14 protein-coding genes are annotated in these 18,790 nt (G+C 70.8%); 4 read left to right on the top strand and 10 right to left on the bottom strand.

Going from position 1 to position 18,790, the window contains the following annotated elements:
* The gene (locus ACIPC1_RS22605; RefSeq protein WP_402519457.1) at positions 1 to 954 is read left to right on the top strand and encodes a hypothetical protein; all 954 of its coding nucleotides are present in this window, start codon (positions 1 to 3) and stop codon (positions 952 to 954) included.
* A 115-nt stretch (positions 955 to 1,069) separates the two neighbouring features.
* Here ACIPC1_RS22605 and ACIPC1_RS22610 read toward each other — a convergent pair whose 3' ends face one another.
* Genes ACIPC1_RS22610 through ACIPC1_RS22620 form a run of 3 tightly spaced genes read right to left on the bottom strand, consistent with a single transcriptional unit; the run spans position 1,070 to position 2,984 of the window.
* Positions 1,070 to 1,378: an AzlD domain-containing protein gene (locus tag ACIPC1_RS22610; RefSeq protein WP_402519460.1), complete on the bottom strand. Its 309-nt coding sequence runs from the start codon at positions 1,376 to 1,378 to the stop codon at positions 1,070 to 1,072.
* The gene (locus tag ACIPC1_RS22615) at positions 1,375 to 2,043 is read right to left on the bottom strand and encodes an AzlC family ABC transporter permease (RefSeq protein ID WP_402519581.1); all 669 of its coding nucleotides are present in this window, start codon (positions 2,041 to 2,043) and stop codon (positions 1,375 to 1,377) included. Before ACIPC1_RS22615 ends, ACIPC1_RS22610 begins: the two co-directional genes overlap by 4 nt.
* A complete protein-coding gene (locus ACIPC1_RS22620) occupies positions 1,995 to 2,984 on the bottom strand; it encodes an AraC family transcriptional regulator (RefSeq protein WP_402519463.1) in 990 nt (329 codons plus the stop codon). Before ACIPC1_RS22620 ends, ACIPC1_RS22615 begins: the two co-directional genes overlap by 49 nt.
* A gap of 223 nt (positions 2,985 to 3,207) precedes the next feature.
* On the opposite strand from ACIPC1_RS22620, the gene ACIPC1_RS22625 reads away from it, so the two are divergent.
* The 3 genes from ACIPC1_RS22625 (at position 3,208) to ACIPC1_RS22635 (ending at position 10,198) form a co-directional block, all read left to right on the top strand.
* Entirely contained in the window at positions 3,208 to 8,409 is a 5,202-nt protein-coding gene (locus ACIPC1_RS22625; RefSeq protein WP_402519466.1) for an ATP-dependent helicase, read from the top strand.
* A gap of 122 nt (positions 8,410 to 8,531) precedes the next feature.
* Positions 8,532 to 9,401 carry an Fpg/Nei family DNA glycosylase gene (locus tag ACIPC1_RS22630; RefSeq protein WP_402519469.1) on the top strand — a complete coding sequence of 290 codons (870 nt, stop codon included), beginning with the start codon at positions 8,532 to 8,534 and terminating at the stop codon, positions 9,399 to 9,401.
* A 32-nt stretch (positions 9,402 to 9,433) separates the two neighbouring features.
* Positions 9,434 to 10,198 carry an SDR family NAD(P)-dependent oxidoreductase gene (locus tag ACIPC1_RS22635; protein WP_402519473.1) on the top strand — a complete coding sequence of 255 codons (765 nt, stop codon included), beginning with the start codon at positions 9,434 to 9,436 and terminating at the stop codon, positions 10,196 to 10,198.
* A gap of 513 nt (positions 10,199 to 10,711) precedes the next feature.
* On the opposite strand, the gene ACIPC1_RS22640 is transcribed toward ACIPC1_RS22635, so the two are convergent.
* The 7 genes from ACIPC1_RS22640 to ACIPC1_RS22670 all read right to left on the bottom strand — a co-directional run bounded on the left by ACIPC1_RS22640 (position 10,712) and on the right by ACIPC1_RS22670 (position 18,603).
* Positions 10,712 to 11,197: a Dps family protein gene (locus ACIPC1_RS22640; RefSeq protein WP_402519477.1), complete on the bottom strand. Its 486-nt coding sequence runs from the start codon at positions 11,195 to 11,197 to the stop codon at positions 10,712 to 10,714.
* Positions 11,198 to 11,402: 205 nt separating this feature from the next.
* The gene (locus ACIPC1_RS22645) at positions 11,403 to 11,780 is read right to left on the bottom strand and encodes a helix-turn-helix domain-containing protein (RefSeq protein ID WP_384391564.1); all 378 of its coding nucleotides are present in this window, start codon (positions 11,778 to 11,780) and stop codon (positions 11,403 to 11,405) included.
* A gap of 109 nt (positions 11,781 to 11,889) precedes the next feature.
* Complete coding sequence (locus ACIPC1_RS22650; RefSeq protein ID WP_402519482.1) at positions 11,890 to 12,435, bottom strand: CinA family protein; 546 nt, start codon at positions 12,433 to 12,435, stop codon at positions 11,890 to 11,892.
* Positions 12,432 to 13,145, bottom strand: coding sequence for a CDP-diacylglycerol--glycerol-3-phosphate 3-phosphatidyltransferase (pgsA, locus tag ACIPC1_RS22655; RefSeq protein ID WP_402519485.1), 714 nt, complete (start codon positions 13,143 to 13,145; stop codon positions 12,432 to 12,434). Before pgsA ends, ACIPC1_RS22650 begins: the two co-directional genes overlap by 4 nt.
* A complete protein-coding gene (gene rimO, locus ACIPC1_RS22660; RefSeq protein ID WP_384391570.1) occupies positions 13,142 to 14,614 on the bottom strand; it encodes a 30S ribosomal protein S12 methylthiotransferase RimO in 1,473 nt (490 codons plus the stop codon). The genes pgsA and rimO overlap by 4 nt, the downstream gene beginning before the upstream one ends.
* A 128-nt stretch (positions 14,615 to 14,742) precedes the next feature.
* Complete coding sequence (locus tag ACIPC1_RS22665; protein ID WP_402519488.1) at positions 14,743 to 15,594, bottom strand: helix-turn-helix domain-containing protein; 852 nt, start codon at positions 15,592 to 15,594, stop codon at positions 14,743 to 14,745.
* Between the two features lie 288 nt (positions 15,595 to 15,882).
* Positions 15,883 to 18,603 carry a DNA translocase FtsK gene (locus tag ACIPC1_RS22670; protein ID WP_402519490.1) on the bottom strand — a complete coding sequence of 907 codons (2,721 nt, stop codon included), beginning with the start codon at positions 18,601 to 18,603 and terminating at the stop codon, positions 15,883 to 15,885.
* Between the last annotated feature and the right edge of the window lie 187 nt (positions 18,604 to 18,790).

An 18,790-nucleotide genomic window follows, 5' to 3' on the forward strand; every position in this document is an offset into this window, starting at 1 on the left:
ATGGCCGATTCAGGAGCATCCCCACTCCCCCCGACGCCCCCGGCGCACTCCCCGCTGGCGCGCGCCGAGCACTTCGTCTGGCTCACCGCGCGCGTGCTGGAGCAGCGCCGCTACGAATACCACTTTCTGAACAGCGATGTCGGCGGCGCCGACGCGGTGGAGACCGCGCTGGCCGCCTATCGCAATGACGACGACGGCTACGGTCACGCGCTGGAGCCCGATCTGCGCGGCCCTGTCAGCCAGCCGCTGCACACCGGGCACGCGCTGCGCGTGCTCGACTCGATCGGGCGCTGTGGAGGACAGCGCGTGGAGCGTGTGTGCCGCTATCTGACCGCTGTCTCGACGCCGGACGGCGCGCTGCCGACGATCCATCCCAGCCAGCGCGGCTATCCGACGGCTCCCTTCGTGCCGGTCGTCGACAACCCGCCGAGCGAACTTCTCGCCACCGGGCCCGTGGTGGGCCTGCTGCACCGCAACGAGGTGTGGCACGCCTGGCTGTTCCGGGCGACGGACTTCTGCTGGCAGGCGATCGACTCCCTGGAGAAGTCACATCCGTACGAGATCGAGGCCGCCGTGACCTTCCTGGACTCCGCGCCCGACCGCCCGCGCGCAGAGGCAGCCGCCGACCGGCTGGGCCGCCTGGTGCGCGAACACCGGCTCGCGGCGCTGGACCCGGAGCGCCTGGAGGCGTTCCCGGTCGCGCCCGGCTACGCGCCCGGTGAGCACCATTTCCCCCACGACTACGCGAAGACCCCTGGCTCACTCGCGCGCGCGTGGTTCACCGACGAGGAGATGACGCGCTCACTCGACCACCTGGCGAACGATCAGCAGGAGGACGGCGGCTGGCCGATCCGCTGGCGCCAGTGGGCACCGGGCACGGCCCTGGAGTGCCGCCCCATCGTGACGATCGAGGCGCTGCGCACCCTACGGGCGTACGGCCGCTCCATCGGCTGACCGCGCGGGTGCCGCGACGGGCCACGGACGGTACGGGCCGCCGGCTCCAAGGCGACGGCGGCGGCCCATGGGTCTGCCGCGCCCCTCTCCACCACGAAACCTGTTGCACCGCTCCTCACCCCGTCATCGCCCGCACCCCGGCCGTCACCAGCACGGCCGCGGCGACCACGAGCAGGAAGGGGGCGCGCAGGATCAGTGCGACGGTGGCCGCGGCAAGCCCCGCTGCTTTCGCATCCAGCACCAGGACGTGCCCGTCGGCGAAGGTCTGCTGAGCCGTGAGGGCGGCAAGGAGGGCGACGGGCAGCAGTGCGGCGAGTCGCTGGACGAGCGGCCGCTCCAGTACGCCGGCGGGGACCAGCAGCCCGATGAGCTTGACGACATAGCAGCCGACAGCGGTCGCGCCGATCGCGATCCAGATATTCATCGGTCCTCCCCTGGTGCTTCGTCGGCGGCCTTCGCACTGCGGCGGCCCTCTACGTAGAGGGCAACGGGAGCGGCGAGCGCGGCGACCAGGACGGGGACCCCGGCGGGCAGCACGGGGAGCAGACCGAGGCCCAGAAGGACCGCGAAACCCGCGACCACACGCTCCGTGGTGGTCTTCAGCATCGGTGCGAGCAGTGCGAGGAAGACGGCGGGCCCTGCTGCGTCCAGCCCCCAGGCATCGGTGTCTCCGATGGCCTCGGCGCCGACAGCGCCGAGCAGCGTGGTGAGATTCCACAGCACGTAGAGGGTGAGCCCCGTGACCGTGAAGCCGATGCGGACGCTACGACGGGTGGGCTGGGCGAGGGCGACCGCCGTGGTCTCGTCGATGACCCACTGCGCGGCGAACGGGCGCACCGCGCGCGGGAGGGCCAGCAGTTGCGACAGACGCAGTCCGTAGAACGCGTTGCGCACCCCGAGGAAGAAAGCGCCCGCGGCCGCCGTGAGCGGGTTCCCGCCGGCCGCGAGCGCGCCCACGAGCGCGAACTGTGAGGCGCCGGTGAACACCAGCAGGCTGAGCGCGCAGGTCTGCAACAGAGTGAGCCCGCTACCTGCCGAGGTCACCCCGAAGGCGAAACCGGACAGTCCGACGGCGACCCCGACTCCCAGAGCGTCTCGGACGACGGCCGCGTCGGGTTTTCCACCGTCTTCTTCATGTGCTTCTGCAAGAGCTGTCTGTTCTGCCACACCCCGGACGGTAGGAGCAGCGGCCCGTCGCCGTCTTGTACGTTCTTGCGCTCCCGCTGGTAAGCGCCCGGGGGCACGCCCACGATCCGGGTGAAGTGGCGGTTGAGGTGCGGCTGGTCGGTGAAGCCGACGGCCACGGCTGCCTCGGCGGGTGCGGAACCGCTGTCCAGGAGGTGACGGGCCCGGCGTACGCGGGCATCGGTCAGCCAGGTGTGGGGCGGCATGCCGTAGGCCTCGCGGAACGCGCGCAGCAGCGCGAACGGGCTGGTGCCGAGGTCGGTGGCGAGCCGCTTCAGTGGCGGGGGATCGGCCATCCGCTCTTCCAGCACGGTACGCGCGCGTGCCGCGATCCGGGCGCCGGCGGTGTGCACGGCCCGCTGCGGCAGTGTGCCCCCGTTCAGGCGCAGCAGCCGGGTCACGGCGACCCGTAGCAGGGTGTCGGCGGCGAGCGCGTTGCCCTCGTCCGCTGCCCTGAGCACCTGGTGGACGAGATGCACGGCGTACGCGTCGTCGAGCACCGGGCTGGTGAATCCTGGGGTGCCCCGGATCGTGGTGGTCTCGGCGGCGATCTCGGCCACCAGTTCCGGCGACGGGTACACCGCCCCGTACCGCCAGCCCTCGGGGACGCCCGCGCGGCCGGTGTGCGGAGTGTCGGGGTTGACCAGCGCCAGGGTGCCCGGGCCCGCGTACTGGTCGGCGCCGCCATGGTGGAAGACCTCCACCCCGTCGGCGATGGCGGCGATGACGAAGTTCTCGTGGGTATGCCGCACGAAGATCTTCTCGACGTATCGGGCCCGCAGCAGGTCGACACCGGGCAGTTCCGCGTACTGCCAGTGCCGCGCCTTCTCCGCCGAACCCGCCATGCCCCCATTCTGCGTCAGCGGTGCCGATGGCCTCATGCCGTAAGCCGAGCCTCCGGCTGAGGTCGCGTTCGGCGCACCCGTACGAGGCCGCTCCCACCGGCCGAGGCGGCCCAGCCGACGGGCGCCACTGCCGCCGTACGGCCTTCCGTCCCCCGGCACAACCTCCGCCATCACATTTCCGCAGGTCAGAGCGATTGTCAGTGGCCGGGTGCAGGATGGACGCATGGTCAGCTCCGCACACCGAGCCCTCGACGGCTTCTCCCCCGCGACCCGCGGCTGGTTCACGGGGGCGTTCTCCGCGCCCACCGCGGCCCAGGCCGGGGCGTGGGCGGCCATCGGTGCGGGCTCGGACGTCCTTGTCGTCGCCCCGACCGGCTCCGGCAAGACTCTGGCCGCGTTCCTCGCCGCGCTCGACCAGCTGGCCTCGACCCCGCCGCCTGCCGACCCCAAGAAGCGCTGCCGGGTGCTGTACGTCTCACCGCTCAAGGCCCTGGCGGTGGACGTGGAGCGGAACCTGCGCAGTCCGCTCACCGGCATCCGGCAGGAGTCGGTGCGGCTCGGGCTGCCCGAGCCCGAGGTGAAGGTCGGCATCCGCTCCGGCGACACCCCGCCCGCCGAGCGCCGCGCCCTCGCCATCCGTCCGCCGGACATCCTGATCACCACCCCCGAGTCGCTGTTCCTGATGCTGACGTCGGCCACGCGCGAGGCGCTGACGGGCATCGAGACGGTGATCCTGGACGAGGTGCACGCGGTGGCGGGCACCAAGCGCGGCGCCCATCTCGCGCTCACCCTGGAGCGCCTCGACGAGCTGCTGCCCAAGCCGGCCCGCCGCATCGGCCTCTCCGCCACCGTGCGTCCGGTGGACGAGGTCGCGCGCTACCTCTCGCCCCAGCGCAGGGTGGAGATCGTCCAGCCGCCGTCCGGCAAGGAATTCGACCTCTCCGTAGTCGTCCCGGTCGAGGACTTGGGCGAGTTGGGCGGCTCCCCGGTCGCCGATGCCAACGAAGGCGCGGAGAAACCCTCTATCTGGCCGCACGTCGAGGAGCGGATCGCCGACCTCGTCCAGTCCCACCGTTCCACCATCGTGTTCGCCAACTCCCGCCGCCTGGCGGAGCGACTCTGCAACCGGCTCAACGAGATCGCGTACGAGCGGGCGACCGGCGAGCCCCTCGAAGAGGCCCACGCCCCTGCCGAGCTGATGGGCGGCTCGGGCGCGGCACAGGGCGCCCCACCGGTCCTCGCCCGCGCGCACCACGGCTCGGTCTCCAAGGAGCAGCGTGCCCTCGTTGAGGAGGACCTGAAGGCGGGCCGCCTGCCCGCCGTGGTCGCCACCTCCAGCCTCGAACTCGGCATCGACATGGGCGCGGTGGATCTCGTCATCCAGGTCGAGTCGCCGCCGTCCGTGGCCTCCGGGCTCCAGCGCGTGGGCCGGGCGGGCCACCAGGTGGGTGCGGTCTCCACGGGCGTCGTCTTCCCCAAGTACCGTGGCGACCTGGTGCAGGCCGCCGTGGTCACCGAGCGGATGCGCACCGGCTCCATCGAGTCCCTCCGGGTCCCGGCCAACCCGCTGGACGTGCTCGCTCAGCAGCTCGTCGCGATGACCGCCCTCGACACCTGGCAGGTCGACGACCTGCTCACCACGGTCCGCCGTGCGGCGCCCTTCGCCTCGCTCCCGGAGTCGGCGTTCACGGCCGTCCTCGACATGCTCGCGGGCCGGTATCCGTCCGACGCCTTCGCGGAGTTGCGGCCCCGAGTGGTGTGGGACCGTGTCGCCGGTACGGTCACCGGGCGCCCCGGTGCGCAGCGCCTCGCCGTCACCTCCGGGGGCACGATCCCCGACCGCGGCCTCTTCGGGGTCTTCCTCGCGGGAGCCGACCCCAAGAAGGGGGGCGGCCGGGTCGGCGAGCTCGACGAGGAGATGGTCTACGAGTCCCGTGTCGGCGACGTCTTCACGCTCGGCACCAGCTCCTGGCGCATCGAGGACATCACCCGCGACCGCGTCCTGGTCTCTCCCGCACCGGGCGTCCCCGGCAGGCTGCCGTTCTGGAAGGGCGACCAGCTCGGCCGCCCACTCGAACTGGGCCGCGCGGTCGGCGCGTTCCTCCGCGAGGTGGGCTCCCTCCCCAAGGAAGACGCCCGGCCCCGGCTGCTCGCCGCGGGACTGGACGCCTGGGCAGCCGACAACGTGCTCTCGTACCTCGCCGAACAGCGCGAGGCATGCGGTCACATCCCGGACGACCGCACCATCGTCGTCGAGCGGTTCCGCGACGAGCTGGGCGACTGGCGAGTCGTCGTGCACTCCCCCTTCGGCGCACAGGTCCACGCCCCCTGGGCCCTCGCGCTCGGCGCCAAGCTCTCCGAGCGCTACGGCATGGACGCCCAGGTCATGCATGCGGACGACGGCATCGTGCTGCGGCTGCCCGACGCCGATCTGCTGAGCCTGGACCTGCTCGACCAGGCACCGACGAAGGCCGGGCTGGAGTACGACGCCGACCAAGCCCCCGTCGGCGCCGCGGACGTCGCCTTCGACAAGGGTGACGTCAACCAGATCGTCACCGACCAGGTGGGCGGCTCGGCGCTGTTCGCGTCCCGTTTCCGCGAGTGCGCCGCTCGGGCCCTCCTGCTGCCGCGCCGCAGTCCCGGAAAGCGCACTCCGCTGTGGCAGCAACGGCAGCGCGCCGCCCAACTACTTGAGGTGGCAAGCGAGTACGGTTCGTTCCCGATCGTCCTGGAGGCCGTTCGCGAATGCCTCCAGGACGTCTTCGACGTCCCTGGCCTCACAGAGCTGATGGGCGACATCGAGTCCCGCAAGGTGCGCCTGGTCGAGGTGACCACACCGGAGCCCTCGCCGTTCGCCCGCTCGCTGCTCTTCGGATACGTCGCCCAGTTCCTCTACGAGGGCGACTCACCGCTCGCCGAGCGGCGCGCCGCCGCCCTGTCCCTGGACTCACGGCTCCTCGCCGAACTCCTTGGCCAGGCCGAGCTGCGCGAGCTGCTCGACCCCGAGGTTCTGACCGAGCTCGAGCGGGAACTCCAGTGGCTCACCGAGGACCGCCGCGTCAAGGACATCGAAGGCGTCGCGGACCGACTGCGCCTGCTCGGCCCGCTCACCGCCGCGGAACTGGCCGAGCGCGGCGCCGAGCCGCAGTGGGCCCAGGAGCTGGCCGCCTCGCGCCGCGCCATCCGGGTCCGGGTCGCCGGAGCGGACCACTGGGCCGCGATCGAGGACGCGGGCCGGCTGCGTGACGCGCTCGGTACGGCCTTGCCCGTCGGCGTCCCGGAGGCCTTCACCGAGCCGGTCAAGGACCCGCTCGGCGACCTCCTCGCGCGGTACGCGCGCACCCACGGCCCGTTCACGTCGACGACGGCCGCCGCCCGCTTCGGGCTCGGCACTGCTGTCACGGACGGCGCCCTGCACCGGCTCGCCTCGGCCGGACGCGTCGTACAGGGGGAGTTCCATCCGGCGGGGATCGGTCAGGAGTGGTGTGACGCGGCGGTGCTGCGCAGGCTGCGACGCCGTTCGCTCGCGGCTCTGCGTCACGAGTTGGAGCCGGTGCCGCCCGCCGCGCTCGCGCAGTTCCTGCCGCAGTGGCAGCACATCGGCAGCGGGCATGGGCTGCGCGGCATCGACGGACTGGTGCGCGCCATCGAGCAGTTGCAGGGCGCGTCGGTTCCCGCCTCCGCGCTGGAGAAGCTCGTCCTGCCGTCCCGGGTCACCGGCTACGCCCCCTCACACCTTGATGAGCTCACCGCGGCCGGCGAGGTGGTCTGGGCCGGGGCCGGGTCACTGCCGGGCAAGGACGGCTGGGTCTCGCTGTACCTGGCGGACGCCGCCCCGCTGCTCCTTCCCTCCCCACACCCCTTGGAGCTCACCGCCCTCCACCAATCCATCCTGGACGCCCTCTCCGGGGGCTACGGCCTCTTCTTCCGTCAGATCACCGACCAGGTCCGCGCGACCACGCACCCGGACGTCACCGATCCTCAACTGGCCGACGCGATCTGGGACCTGGCCTGGTCGGGACGGCTCACGAACGACACACTCGCCCCGATGCGCTCCCTTCTGGGCTCTGGCCGCACCGCCGGATCCACGGCGCACCGCGCCAAGCGCTCGATGCCACGCGGACGCTACGGCTCCGTGACCGGCGCCGCGCGCCCCCAGTCCCGTACCGGCCCGCCGACCGTGGCAGGCCGCTGGTCCCTGCTCCCCGACCGTGAGCCCGACCTCACCGTGCGCGCCCATGCCCTGGCCCGCACACTGCTCGACCGGCATGGCGTGGTGACCCGAGGCGCTGTCGCCGCCGAGGGCGTCGAGGGCGGTTTCTCCGCGATCTACCGCATCCTGTCCGCCTTCGAGGACAGCGGCCAGGCACGGCGCGGATACGTGGTCGAAGGACTCGGCGCGGCCCAGTTCGCCATGGACGGCGCGGTGGACCGCCTGCGCGCGGCGGCGAACGCCCGGGACCGGGGCGAAGCCCTGTCCGAACCGGACCTCCTCCCGAACGGATTCCCGGACCAACACGCCTTCCCGGACGACCGCTACTCCACGAGTGCCGCAAGCTTCCCGACCGACCGCGGCTCCTCAGGCACACAGGGTTCTCCAGGCAGCGCAGACTCTCCCGGCGGCCACTCCTCCGCGGGCACCCCGGACTTCCCAGGCGACGCCAGTTCCCCACCCCACAGCGCCGCCGCCGGTCATCGCGACACCCCACGCGCTCCCGGCTTCCCGGGCGACGACGACCACAACTCCGGCTTCCCCAGCGGTCTCGACCCGACCGACCCCCTCAGCTTCGTCGACGCTCCCAGCCATCCGGACGACCGCGACAACCTCCACGACCCGGAGGACTTCGCCCCCGCGAACTCCCCCGACTTCCCACCCGACTCCGGCCTCACCGACGACCACAGCTTCTCCGCCGACTCGGCCGGCTCCGCCTTCTCAACCCGCGCCCCCTCCCCCTTCCCCTCCCCCGAGGGCCCTGGATTCCCCAACATCGCCGGCCCCCCGAACAACCGCCCCCGCCCCCGCAGCCGCGCAAGCTCGCAAGCCATCGTCCTTGCCGCCGCCGACCCCGCCAACGCCTACGGCGCGGCCCTCCCGTGGCCCGAGCCCCCGACCGGCGCAGGACACAAGCCCGGCCGGAAGGCAGGCTCCCTGGTCGTGCTCGTCGACGGCGAACTGACGCTGTACATGGAGCGCGGCGGCAAGACCCTGCTGGCCTGGCCCGCCGACCCGGACGGCACCATCACGCAGGACGCCCGTCTGCGCGCCGCCGCCGAGTCCCTCGCGGCAGCGGCCCGCGCCGGCTCCCTCGGCACGGTCACGGTGGAACGCGTTAACGGCACCTCCTCCCTGACCTCCCCCTTCGGCATCCTCCTGGAAGGAGCAGGCTTCATCGCGACCCCCCGCGGACTGCGCCTGCGCGCGTAGCGCCTCCCAAAGACACAAACCAGCTCCGAGCAACCCGCCCCCTGCCCCAAAGACACCCGCCCACCCGCCGGAGCACCCCGAGGCACCCCGAGTCCCCCTCCCCGACATGCCACCCTGGACCCATGCCCGAAGGAGACACCGTCTGGCAAGCCGCGAGGCGACTGCACACCGCCCTCGCCGGCAAAGTGCTGACCCGCTCCGACCTGCGGGTACCGAGGTATGCCACCGCCGACCTCACCGGCCGCACCGTCCTGGACGTGACCCCGCGGGGCAAACACCTTCTCACCAGGATCGAGGGCGGTCTGACCCTGCACTCGCATCTGCGGATGGACGGTTCGTGGAAGGTGTACGCGAACGGGCAGCGCTGGAGCGGCGGCCCCGCCCACCAGATCCGAGCCATCCTCGGCACCGTGGACCGCACGGCCGTCGGATACCGGCTCCCCGTGCTGGAACTGATCCGCACCACCGACGAGGACCGCGCCGTGGGCCACCTCGGCCCCGACCTCCTGGGCCCGGACTGGAACCCGGACAAGGCCCTGCAGAATCTGCTGCGCGACCCAGCCCGCCCGCTCGGTGAAGCCCTGCTCGACCAACGCAATCTCGCCGGCATCGGCAACGTCTACAAGAGCGAGCTGTGCTTCCTCCTCGGCGTCACCCCCTGGCTCCCCATCGGCGCACTCGCCGCCGACCGCGTCGCTCACCTGCCCGCCCTGGCGAAGAAGCTCCTCGAATCCAACCGAGACAGCCCGACCCGCAACACCACGGGTCGCAGCACCCAGGGACACAGTGCCACGGGACGCGACCAGAACCTCTACGTGTACGGCCGCACGGCCCGCCCCTGCCTGCGCTGCCACACCCCGATCCGCTCGGCCGACCAGGGCGACGGCTCACGCGAGCGCCCCACCTACTGGTGCCCGACCTGCCAAACCGGCCCGACACCGCCACCGGGCGCCGCCAAACCCCGCACAGGTCACCGCCGTACAGCCAATTGACGACCCGTCAGAAACCCTCGTACGGTCCCTTCATGGCCCTCAAAGCGTACGACCTCACCGGACGCACCGCTTTCGTCACCGGCGCGGCAAGCGGCATCGGCCGCGCGTCCGCCGTTCTGCTCGCCGAGGCGGGCGCCACCGTCCACTGCGCGGACCGCGACGCGCAGGGCCTGCACGAGACGGCAACTCTGATCAAGGGGCAGGGCGGCACCGCCCACACCCACCCGCTCGACGTGACCGACCGCGAACAACTCAGGCAGGCCGTCGCATCCTGCGAACGCCTCGACGTCATGGCGGCGGTCGCCGGGATCATGCACAGCAGCCCGGTCCTGGAGACCACGGACGAGGATCTGGACCGCGTACTGAGCGTCAACTTCAAGGGCGTGCTGTACGCCTGTCAGGAAGCGGCCCGCGCGATGATCGAGACCGGCACCCGGGGCAGCATCATCACGATGGCCTCGGGCGCCGTAGACACGGGCGGCCCCGGCCTGTTCTGCTACGGCGCGGCGAAGGCGGCGGTCGTCCAGTTGACGAAGACCCTGGCGACGGAGATCGGCCCGCACGGCATCCGCGTCAATGCGGTGGCGCCCGGCTGGATCCGTACGCCGATGACCAACCGGCACGACGGGGAGGCACAGGCGCACACCGAGGCATTCATGGCCCGACTGGCCCCGCTGGGCCGCGTCGGCGAACCGGAGGACATCGCCCACGCCGTACTGCACCTGGCCTGCGACGCCTCGGCGTTCACCACGGGCCAGATCCTCCGCCCCAACGGCGGCGTCGCCATGCCCTGGTAGTCCCCGCTCCAGGAACTCGGCCACCCCTTTCCACTCCCCACCCGCGACGCCCGAGCGCCACACCCACCGGGAGCACTCCAGCCCCACCACACCGCAGGCACACGCGCCCCCGCCGGCACCCGCGCCTTCGGAACACAGCACACCGACTGCTGGCTCAGCCTCCAGCCCCCTCCGCACCGCCCCCGCCTCACTCCCCCACAGCAGCCCCACGCGCCCTCGACGGCACCCGCACGCCCCGCCCCGCCCGTGCCTTCGGAACACAGTGCACCGGCAGCAGACTCAGCCCCCAGCCGCCGGCCGCGACCGCCCCCTCCAAGACCCCCGCGCCAGGCACCAGGGCGAGCCGGAGCACACTCCACCACCACAGCCCGCCAAGCCCCAGAACCACCCCCCAGCGCACTATTCGCCCTGCCATGGCCGCCACCTCCAGCCCGAAGCTAGAACACCGCCCTCACGCCCGACAGGGCGCACCGGCAGCACACAGACGCACCCCGAGCCCGCGCAACGGGCGGGTCAACGGTTCTCCGCCTCGACGTTCTCCGCCTGGAACATCCAATGGTGCTTCTCGAGGTCGGCCGTGATCCCGATGAAGATGTCCTGGCTCACCGGATCGGGGTCCCCGGTCGCCGCCACCCGTTCCCGCATCCGCGTGATCACCGCGCTCAGCGCATCCACGAGCGCCCCGACGGCGTCCGTGTCCTTGACCCAGCCGTTGGGCGTCGAGCCGATTCCACTGCTTGAGGCCACGGTCGCGGCGCGTCCATCGGGTGAGACGCCCAGTGTCGAGGCGCGCTCCGCCACGGTGTCGGAGTGCAGCCGCGCGGTGTCCACGACCTCGTCGAGCTGCAGATGGACGGAGCGGAAGCGTGGTCCGACCACGTTCCAGTGGATCTGCTTCGCCACCAGGGAGAGGTCGACCAAGTCGACCAGTGCGCCCTGCAAGGCCTCAGCCACGGTCTTCAGGTCCGCTTCGGGCAACGAGCTCTTGACGACGTACATCAGAATCCTCCGATTCTCGCGACGCCACCAACAATGTCATATACGCACAAATCGGGTCACTCGAAGGCGAGTGAAAGTGAGAGGGGAGGAGCGGGGCAATCGAAGGCATGCAAAAGCCCCGGCCAGTTCCTCCAGGTCTCCCCGAAGGCCCCGACCAGGGCTTCCTACAGGCTTTCGCAGTTCATGAACGCCACCATCGTGGGCGTCAGGCGGCGACGACGTCGACCGCCTCCGCAGGCGCCTTGATCGTGACCCGTTCCGGTGGCACACCGGTCACCGATACGGAATTGAGCATCGGGCGACGTACCGGTGCGGGCACCTGTTCGGTGGCCGCAGCCGACCGTGCCAGCTCGGCGAGGGCGAGCTCGTCGCTCACTTCTCGCATGAGCTCGGACATCCGTACGTCCAACGCGTCGCAGATCGCGGAGAGCAGCTCGGAGGATGCCTCCTTCTGCCCCCGCTCCACCTCGGAGAGATAGCCGAGTGAGACTCGGGCGGACGAGGAGACTTCGCGCAGAGTACGGCCCTGGCGCTGGCGCTGCCGACGCAGCACGTCACCCAGCAGGCGACGGAGCAGAATCATCGGTGGCTCCCTCCTCGGACCGCGTAGCCGCATCCTTCACGCCCCACCGTACCGCCTTGCGCCGCGGCCGTGCGGGGAGCGATGTCGTGTTCACTCAGGGCTGCAAACATCAAAACCCCCCGTTCTGTTCCGTATCCTGTGCCCGCTCATTCCCGGTCTGTTCGCCCGCAAGCTCCTTCAGGAGCAGTGCGAGTACGCTCTGTGCACTCTCCATACGGATGTCCGCACGGCCGCCGTTCAACCGCAGCGGTACGACTTTCCCGCCACCGGCGGCATCGGAAGAGGCGTCCGAGGGTCCGTCGACGGCCACGAAAACCGTGCCGACGGGCTGTCCGTCCTGCGGATCGGGCCCTGCGACACCGGTCGTCGCGATCCCCCAGTCCGCGCCGAGAGCCTTGCGCACGCCGACCGCCATCTGGGCCGCGACCTGCGGATCCACCGCCCCACGCTCGGCCAGCAGAGTGGCGTCGACGCCGAGCAGTTCATGCTTGAGCTCGGTGGCGTACGCGGTCACGGAGCCACGGAAGGCCCTGGACGCCCCAGGCACCGCTGTGATTTCCGTCGCCACCAGGCCACCGGTGAGGGACTCGGCCACGGCTAGCGTCTCACCCCTCACCGTGAGTAGTCGCAGCACTTCAGCGGCCAGGGAGTTCACCGCTCCGCCCCCTCGGTGGCCGCCAGGCGCTCGGCGAGCCCACTCCGGCGCAGCACAATGGCTTGTCTCACATAGTCGAGCCCCGTGACCACGGTCAGGACGACCGCCACAGCCATCACCCAGAACCTCAGGGTGGCCAGCGGCCCCGTCAGTGCCAGGACGTACATCCCGACCGCTGTGCCCTGGACCAGCGTCTTCAGCTTGCCGCCGCGGCTCGCCGGGATGACCCCGTAACGGATCACCACGAAACGAAGCAGGGTGATCCCGAGCTCTCGCCCGAGGATCACCCCCGTCACCCACCACGGCAGATCGCCGAGGGAGGACAGACAGATCAGCGCCGCGCCCATGATCGCCTTGTCGGCGATGGGGTCGGCGATCTTCCCGAAGTCGGTGACGAGGTTGTACGTGCGCGCCAGATGACCGTCGAAGATATCGGTGATCATGGCGACGGCGAAGGCCGCCCAGGCCCATGCGCGCATCGCGGGGTCGTACCCGCCGTCGGCCAGCATCAGGGCGACGAAGCCGGGCACGAGGACGAGCCGGAGCATGGTCAGAAGGTTGGCGATGTTCCAGAGGCTGGCCTGGTTGACGGCCGCAGCGCCCAGCTTCCCGGCCCGCACCGGCTTCGCGCCCCCCGGTGCGCCGGGAGCGCCCGCCGCCCCTTTCGCGCTGGGGGAGCCGCCCGTCGCGGATGCCGGGGCTCCGGTCATCTGCCCGCCTCCTCAGTACACGGGAGCGAGCCCAGAAGCGGCTCGGCCACCAGGTCGACACCTTCCGTACCGACCACCTTGGCCTCGACGATACGGCCGACGGTCAGACCTTCGCCGCTCGTGAAGAGCACCTGGCCGTCCGTCTCGGGCGCCTGGTGCTCGGCGCGCCCGAAGGCGCCCTCCGCGGAGTCCACCGACTCGACCAGGACACTCACCGTCTCCCCGACGCGCTCCTCCGCCCGCTGCGAGACAAGCTCCTCGGCCAGCCGGGAGACGCGCGCCAGCCGCTCCGCGACCACGTCCACGTCGAGCTTGTGCTCGTACGTCGCCGCCTCCGTGCCGTCCTCGTCCGAGTACCCGAAGACACCGATCGCGTCGAGCCGCGCACCTGTCAGGAACCGCTCCAACTCGGCGAGATCGGCCTCGGTCTCGCCCGGGAAGCCCACGATGAAGTTGGACCGCACACCGGCCTGCGGAGCCTTGGAGCGGATGGTGTCGAGCAGTTCCAGGAAGCGGTCGGTGTCACCGAAGCGCCGCATCGCGCGTAGCACGTCGGGCGCGGAGTGCTGGAAGGAGAGGTCGAAGTAGGGCGCGATGTTCGGCGTCGAGGTGAGGACGTCGATGAGTCCGGGGCGCATCTCGGCAGGCTGGAGGTAGCTGACCCGCACGCGCTCGACGCCCTCGATCTCCGCCAGCTCGGGCAGCAGCGTCTCCAGGAGGCGGATGTCGCCGAGGTCCTTGCCGTACGAGGTGTTGTTCTCGGAGACCAGCATGACCTCCTTGACGCCCTGCTCGGCGAGCCAGCGGGTCTCGTTGAGCACGTCGCTCGGGCGGCGCGAGATGAACGAGCCGCGGAAGGACGGGATGGCACAGAAGGAGCAGCGCCGGTCACAGCCGGAGGCGAGCTTCACCGAGGCGACGGGCGAGCCGTCGAGGCGGCGGCGCAGGGGCGCGCGGGGGCCGGACTCCGGAGCGACACCGTCCGGAAGGTCGGAGGGGGCGCCGTGGCCGGGAAGAGCGACGTCGGAAACAGACTGCCGCTCGGCCGGGCTGATCGGCAACAGCTTGCGGCGGTCGCGGGGGGTGTGCGCGGCGTGGATGCCGCCGTTCAGGATGGTCTGGAGGCGCTCGGAGATGTCGGCGTAGTCGTCGAAGCCGAGTACGCCGTCAGCCTCGGGCAGCGCCTCGGCGAGCTCCTTGCCGTACCGCTCGGCCATGCAGCCCACGGCCACGACGGCCTGGGTTCTCCCGTGGCCCTTGAGGTCATTGGCCTCGAGGAGGGCGTCGACGGAGTCCTTCTTGGCGGCCTCGACGAAGCCACAGGTGTTGACGACGGCTACGTCCGCGTCCTCGGCGTCCTCCACGAGTTGCCAGCCGTCCGCCTCCAAGCGGCCTGCGAGCTCCTCCGAGTCCACCTCGTTACGGGCGCAGCCAAGGGTGACGAGTGCGACGGTACGGCGTTCAGGCATGGGCTCAAGACTACTTCGTCCCACTGACACCCCACGTCGACGGGGTTGGCCGATCTTGGCCAACCCCGTGACTGCCCGTCTCTTTGGGGGTACTCCCTCAACCCTTTGGGGGCACTCCCTCAAGTCGCTTATCCGACTTCGGGGTCGCCCTTCGTGTAGGTGAGGCGCTCGACCTGACCGGGCTGGAACTCGTCCGCGATTTCCTTGCCGTTCACGTGCAGCTGAATGGCGCCCGCGTCGCCAAGGACCAGATCGATCTTCTCCTGGTCCTGGAAGGTCTTGGACTGGCCTCGCTCCAGGAGGCCGTCGAAGAGCAGCCGCCCGTTGTGGTCCTTGGCGGAGATCCAGCTGCGCCCGTCGGGGGCGCTCACCTGGACGGTCACCTTGTCCTGCGGGGCGGCCGCGATGGCGCTGTCGGACGGCTCCGGCTTCGGGTCGACGGGCTTGGCCGTGGTCGGCTTGGCCGCGGGCTTGCTGGTGGTCGGCGTGGAACCCTCGGCGACCTGCGTGTTCGAGTCGTCCCCGCCGTCACCCTTGACCATGGTGAAACCGACGAAGCCGATCACCGCGACGATCGCGGCGACCATGGCGGCGGTCCAGTTGGGACCGCGTCGCTCGGGACGGATGCGTTCCGCCTCGAAGAGCGGGGCGGCCGGCGTCGGCGCGGGACGCCCGCCGTGCTCGGCGTCGTAGCGCGCAAGCAGCAGGGCGGGATCGATGTGCACGGCGCGTGCCAGGGTCCGGATGTGACCGCGCGCGTAGACGTCACCCCCACAGGGAGCGAAGTCGTCCTGCTCGATCGAGTGGATGATGGCGATGCGGACCCGGGTGGCGTTGCTGACGTCATCGACGGTCAGCCCGGCCGCGATGCGGGCCTGCCGCAGGGCACGGCCGATCGAAGGCTGCTCTGCCGCGCGGTCGTCTTCGAACGGACGCTCGTCTTCGGGGGAGTTGCCGTCGGGGGTATTGCCGATGGACACGGGGGCGCCTTTCGAGCGTGTAGCCACCTGTGCTGGAGGTTCAGTTTAGGGGGGGTGGGAAAGGATGGGGCAACCGGGCGGCAGGACTTCTTACGCCATCAGAATGGCCGGTCATCCTGATGATGGGACACGTACGTGTCCCCTCGCTCAACTTGACGTACGCCGAAGGGAAACGGTTGCGCACCGATCCCTTACGGGTGAGTCACGATCAAGTACCCATCTGCCGCGAACTCACGCGCGGAGCGGTCGGCCTGTCCCGTTTCCTCATGCTTCGGCTTCCCGCTGTCCTCACGCCTCAGCATCCCCGCGAATCACGGCGAGCACTCCATCCAGCTCATCAGCCTTCACAAGAACGTCACGTGCCTTGGAGCCCTCGCTCGGCCCCACGATGCCGCGGGACTCCATGAGGTCCATCAGGCGCCCCGCCTTGGCGAAGCCGACGCGCAGTTTGCGCTGGAGCATGGAGGTGGACCCGAACTGGGTGGAGACGACCAGTTCGGCCGCCTGACACAGCAGGTCGAGGTCGTCGCCGATGTCCTCGTCGATCTCCTTCTTCTGCTTGGTGCCCACCGTGACGTCCTCACGGAAGACCGGCGCCATCTGATCCTTGCAGTGCTGCACGATCGCCGCGATCTCGCCCTCGGTGACGAAGGCGCCCTGAAGCCGAACCGGCTTGTTGGCCCCCATCGGCAGGAAGAGCCCGTCCCCCTTGCCGATCAGCTTCTCGGCGCCCGGCTGGTCGAGGATGACCCGGCTGTCGGCGAGCGAGGAGGTGGCGAACGCGAGTCGTGACGGCACGTTCGCCTTGATCAGACCGGTGACGACGTCGACGGACGGCCGCTGTGTGGCCAGCACCAGGTGGATTCCGGCCGCACGCGCGAGCTGCGTGATCCGCACGATCGAGTCCTCGACGTCCCTCGGCGCGACCATCATCAGGTCCGCGAGCTCGTCGACGATCACCAGCAGATACGGGTACGGCGTGAGCTCGCGCTCACTGCCCTCGGGCAGCTTCACCTTGCCGTTCCTGATGGCCTCGTTGAAGTCGTCGATGTGCCGGTACCCGAACGCCGCGAGGTCGTCGTAGCGCAGATCCATCTCCCGTACGACCCACTGCAGCGCCTCGGCCGCCCGCTTCGGGTTGGTGATGATGGGCGTGATCAGGTGCGGGATGCCCTCGTACGCGGTCAGCTCGACGCGCTTGGGGTCGACGAGGACCATGCGCACGTCCTCGGGGGTCGCGCGGACCATGACGGACGTAATCAGGCAGTTAATGCACGACGATTTGCCGGAGCCGGTCGCTCCGGCCACCAGGACGTGCGGCATCTTCGCGAGATTGGCCATCTCGTAGCCGCCCTCGACGTTCTTGCCGAGCGCGACGAGCATCGGATGGTCGTCCTCGGCGGCGTCCGCGAGGCGCAGTACATCGCCCAGGTTGACCATCTCGCGGTCGGAGTTCGGGATCTCGATGCCGACCGCCGACTTGCCGGGGATCGGGCTGATGATCCGAACATCGGGGCTGGCGACGGCGTACGCGATGTTCTTGGCGAGCGCCGTGATCCGCTCGACCTTCACGGCGGGGCCGAGCTCGACCTCGTAGCGGGTGACCGTCGGACCACGTGTGAAGCCGGTGACGGAGGCGTCGACCTTGAACTCCATGAAGACGTTCTGAAGGGAGGCGACCACCGCGTCGTTGGCGGCGCTGCGAGTCTTGCCGGGGCCGCCGCGCTCCAGGAGGTCGAGCGACGGCAGGGAGTAGGTGATGTCGCCGGAGAGCTGGAGCTGCTCCGCGCGCGGGGGCAGCTCGCGCGGCTCGTCGGGCGCGGCCTTCGTGAGGTCGGGCACGACGGACTCGGCCTTGAGCACCTCCTGCTTGGGCCGCTTGGCGCCGGGGACGAGCTTGGCGCGCGCGGCCGGGACCGGCGTCGTCTCCTCGAACCCGTCCCGCTCCACACCGACGCCCTGCGTCAGATCGGCGACCAGCGCCGAGGGCGGCATCCCGTGCAGCACGGCCCCGTCGAGCGCGGCAGCGGCGGCCGCGGCGACGTCCACCGCGTCCATCGGCCGGTTCATGTCGGGCTGCTGCATGGCGGGCCGCCTGGAGCGGCCACGGCGCCTGCTGAGCGCCTCCTGCTCGGCAATGTCGGGGTCGTACTCCTCAGGGGCCCGAGAGCGCCTCCTGGAGCGTGTGGGGAGCGCCTCACGCCATTGCTCGTCGTAGCGCTCGTCGTCCTCCCCGAAGCGGTCCTCGTCGTCGGTCTGGAGGATGCCCAGCTTCTGGCCGAGCAGCCGCAGCCGCTGCGGAATCGCGTTGACCGGGGTCGCCGTGACGACGAGCAGTCCGAAGATCGTGAGGAGCACCAGGAGCGGTACGGCCAGGACGTCACCCATCGTGTACGTCAGCGGGGTGGAGGCACCCCAGCCGATGAGCCCGCCGGCGTCCCTTATGGCCTGCATGCCGTCGCTGCGCGCGGGCGCCCCGCACGCGATGTGGACCTGCCCGAGCACGCCGATGACGAGCGCGGACAGGCCGATCACGATGCGGCCGTTCGCCTCGGGCTTCTCGGGATGCCGGATGAGCCGGGCCGCGATGACACCGAGCAGTATCGGGACCAGCAGGTCGAGGCGGCCGAAGGCGCCGGTGACCAGCATCTCGACGAGGTCGCCGACGGGGCCCTGCAGGCTGGACCAGGTGCCCGCCGCGGTGATCAGTGCCAGGCCGAGCAGCAGCAGCGCGACACCGTCCTTGCGGTGCGCCGGGTCGAGCCCCTTCGCGCCCCGCCCTATGCCACGGAACATCGCTCCGACGGCGTGCGCGACCCCCAGCCAGAGGGCGCGGACGAGTTTGTACACGCCCGCGGTCGGATTGGGCGCCGGCGCGGGTGCGGGCTTCTTCGCCGCGGCCTTCTTGGCAGGCGCCTTCTTCGCGGCGGCCTTTTTCGCGGGGGCCTTCGTCGGAGCGGCCGCCTTCTTCGCGGGCGGCTTCTTGGCTGCGGACTGACGTGAGGCCATGTGTGTGAGGTTACCGGTGGAGACGACAGCGGACACGTGTGCTTACCGCTTCACCCGTTCGTGTCGCCCGGAGCGGTACCCGAAACTGACGCCTTGTCACCGGCCTTGCTCTGCTTGGCACACACCGGCGGCATACATCGGGACGCGCGAACGCGCTCTCGACTCACCCGACCCGGGGACGACCTGA

The organism is Streptomyces sp. NPDC087263 (assembly GCF_044744645.1).
GTDB lineage: Bacteria > Actinomycetota > Actinomycetes > Streptomycetales > Streptomycetaceae > Streptomyces.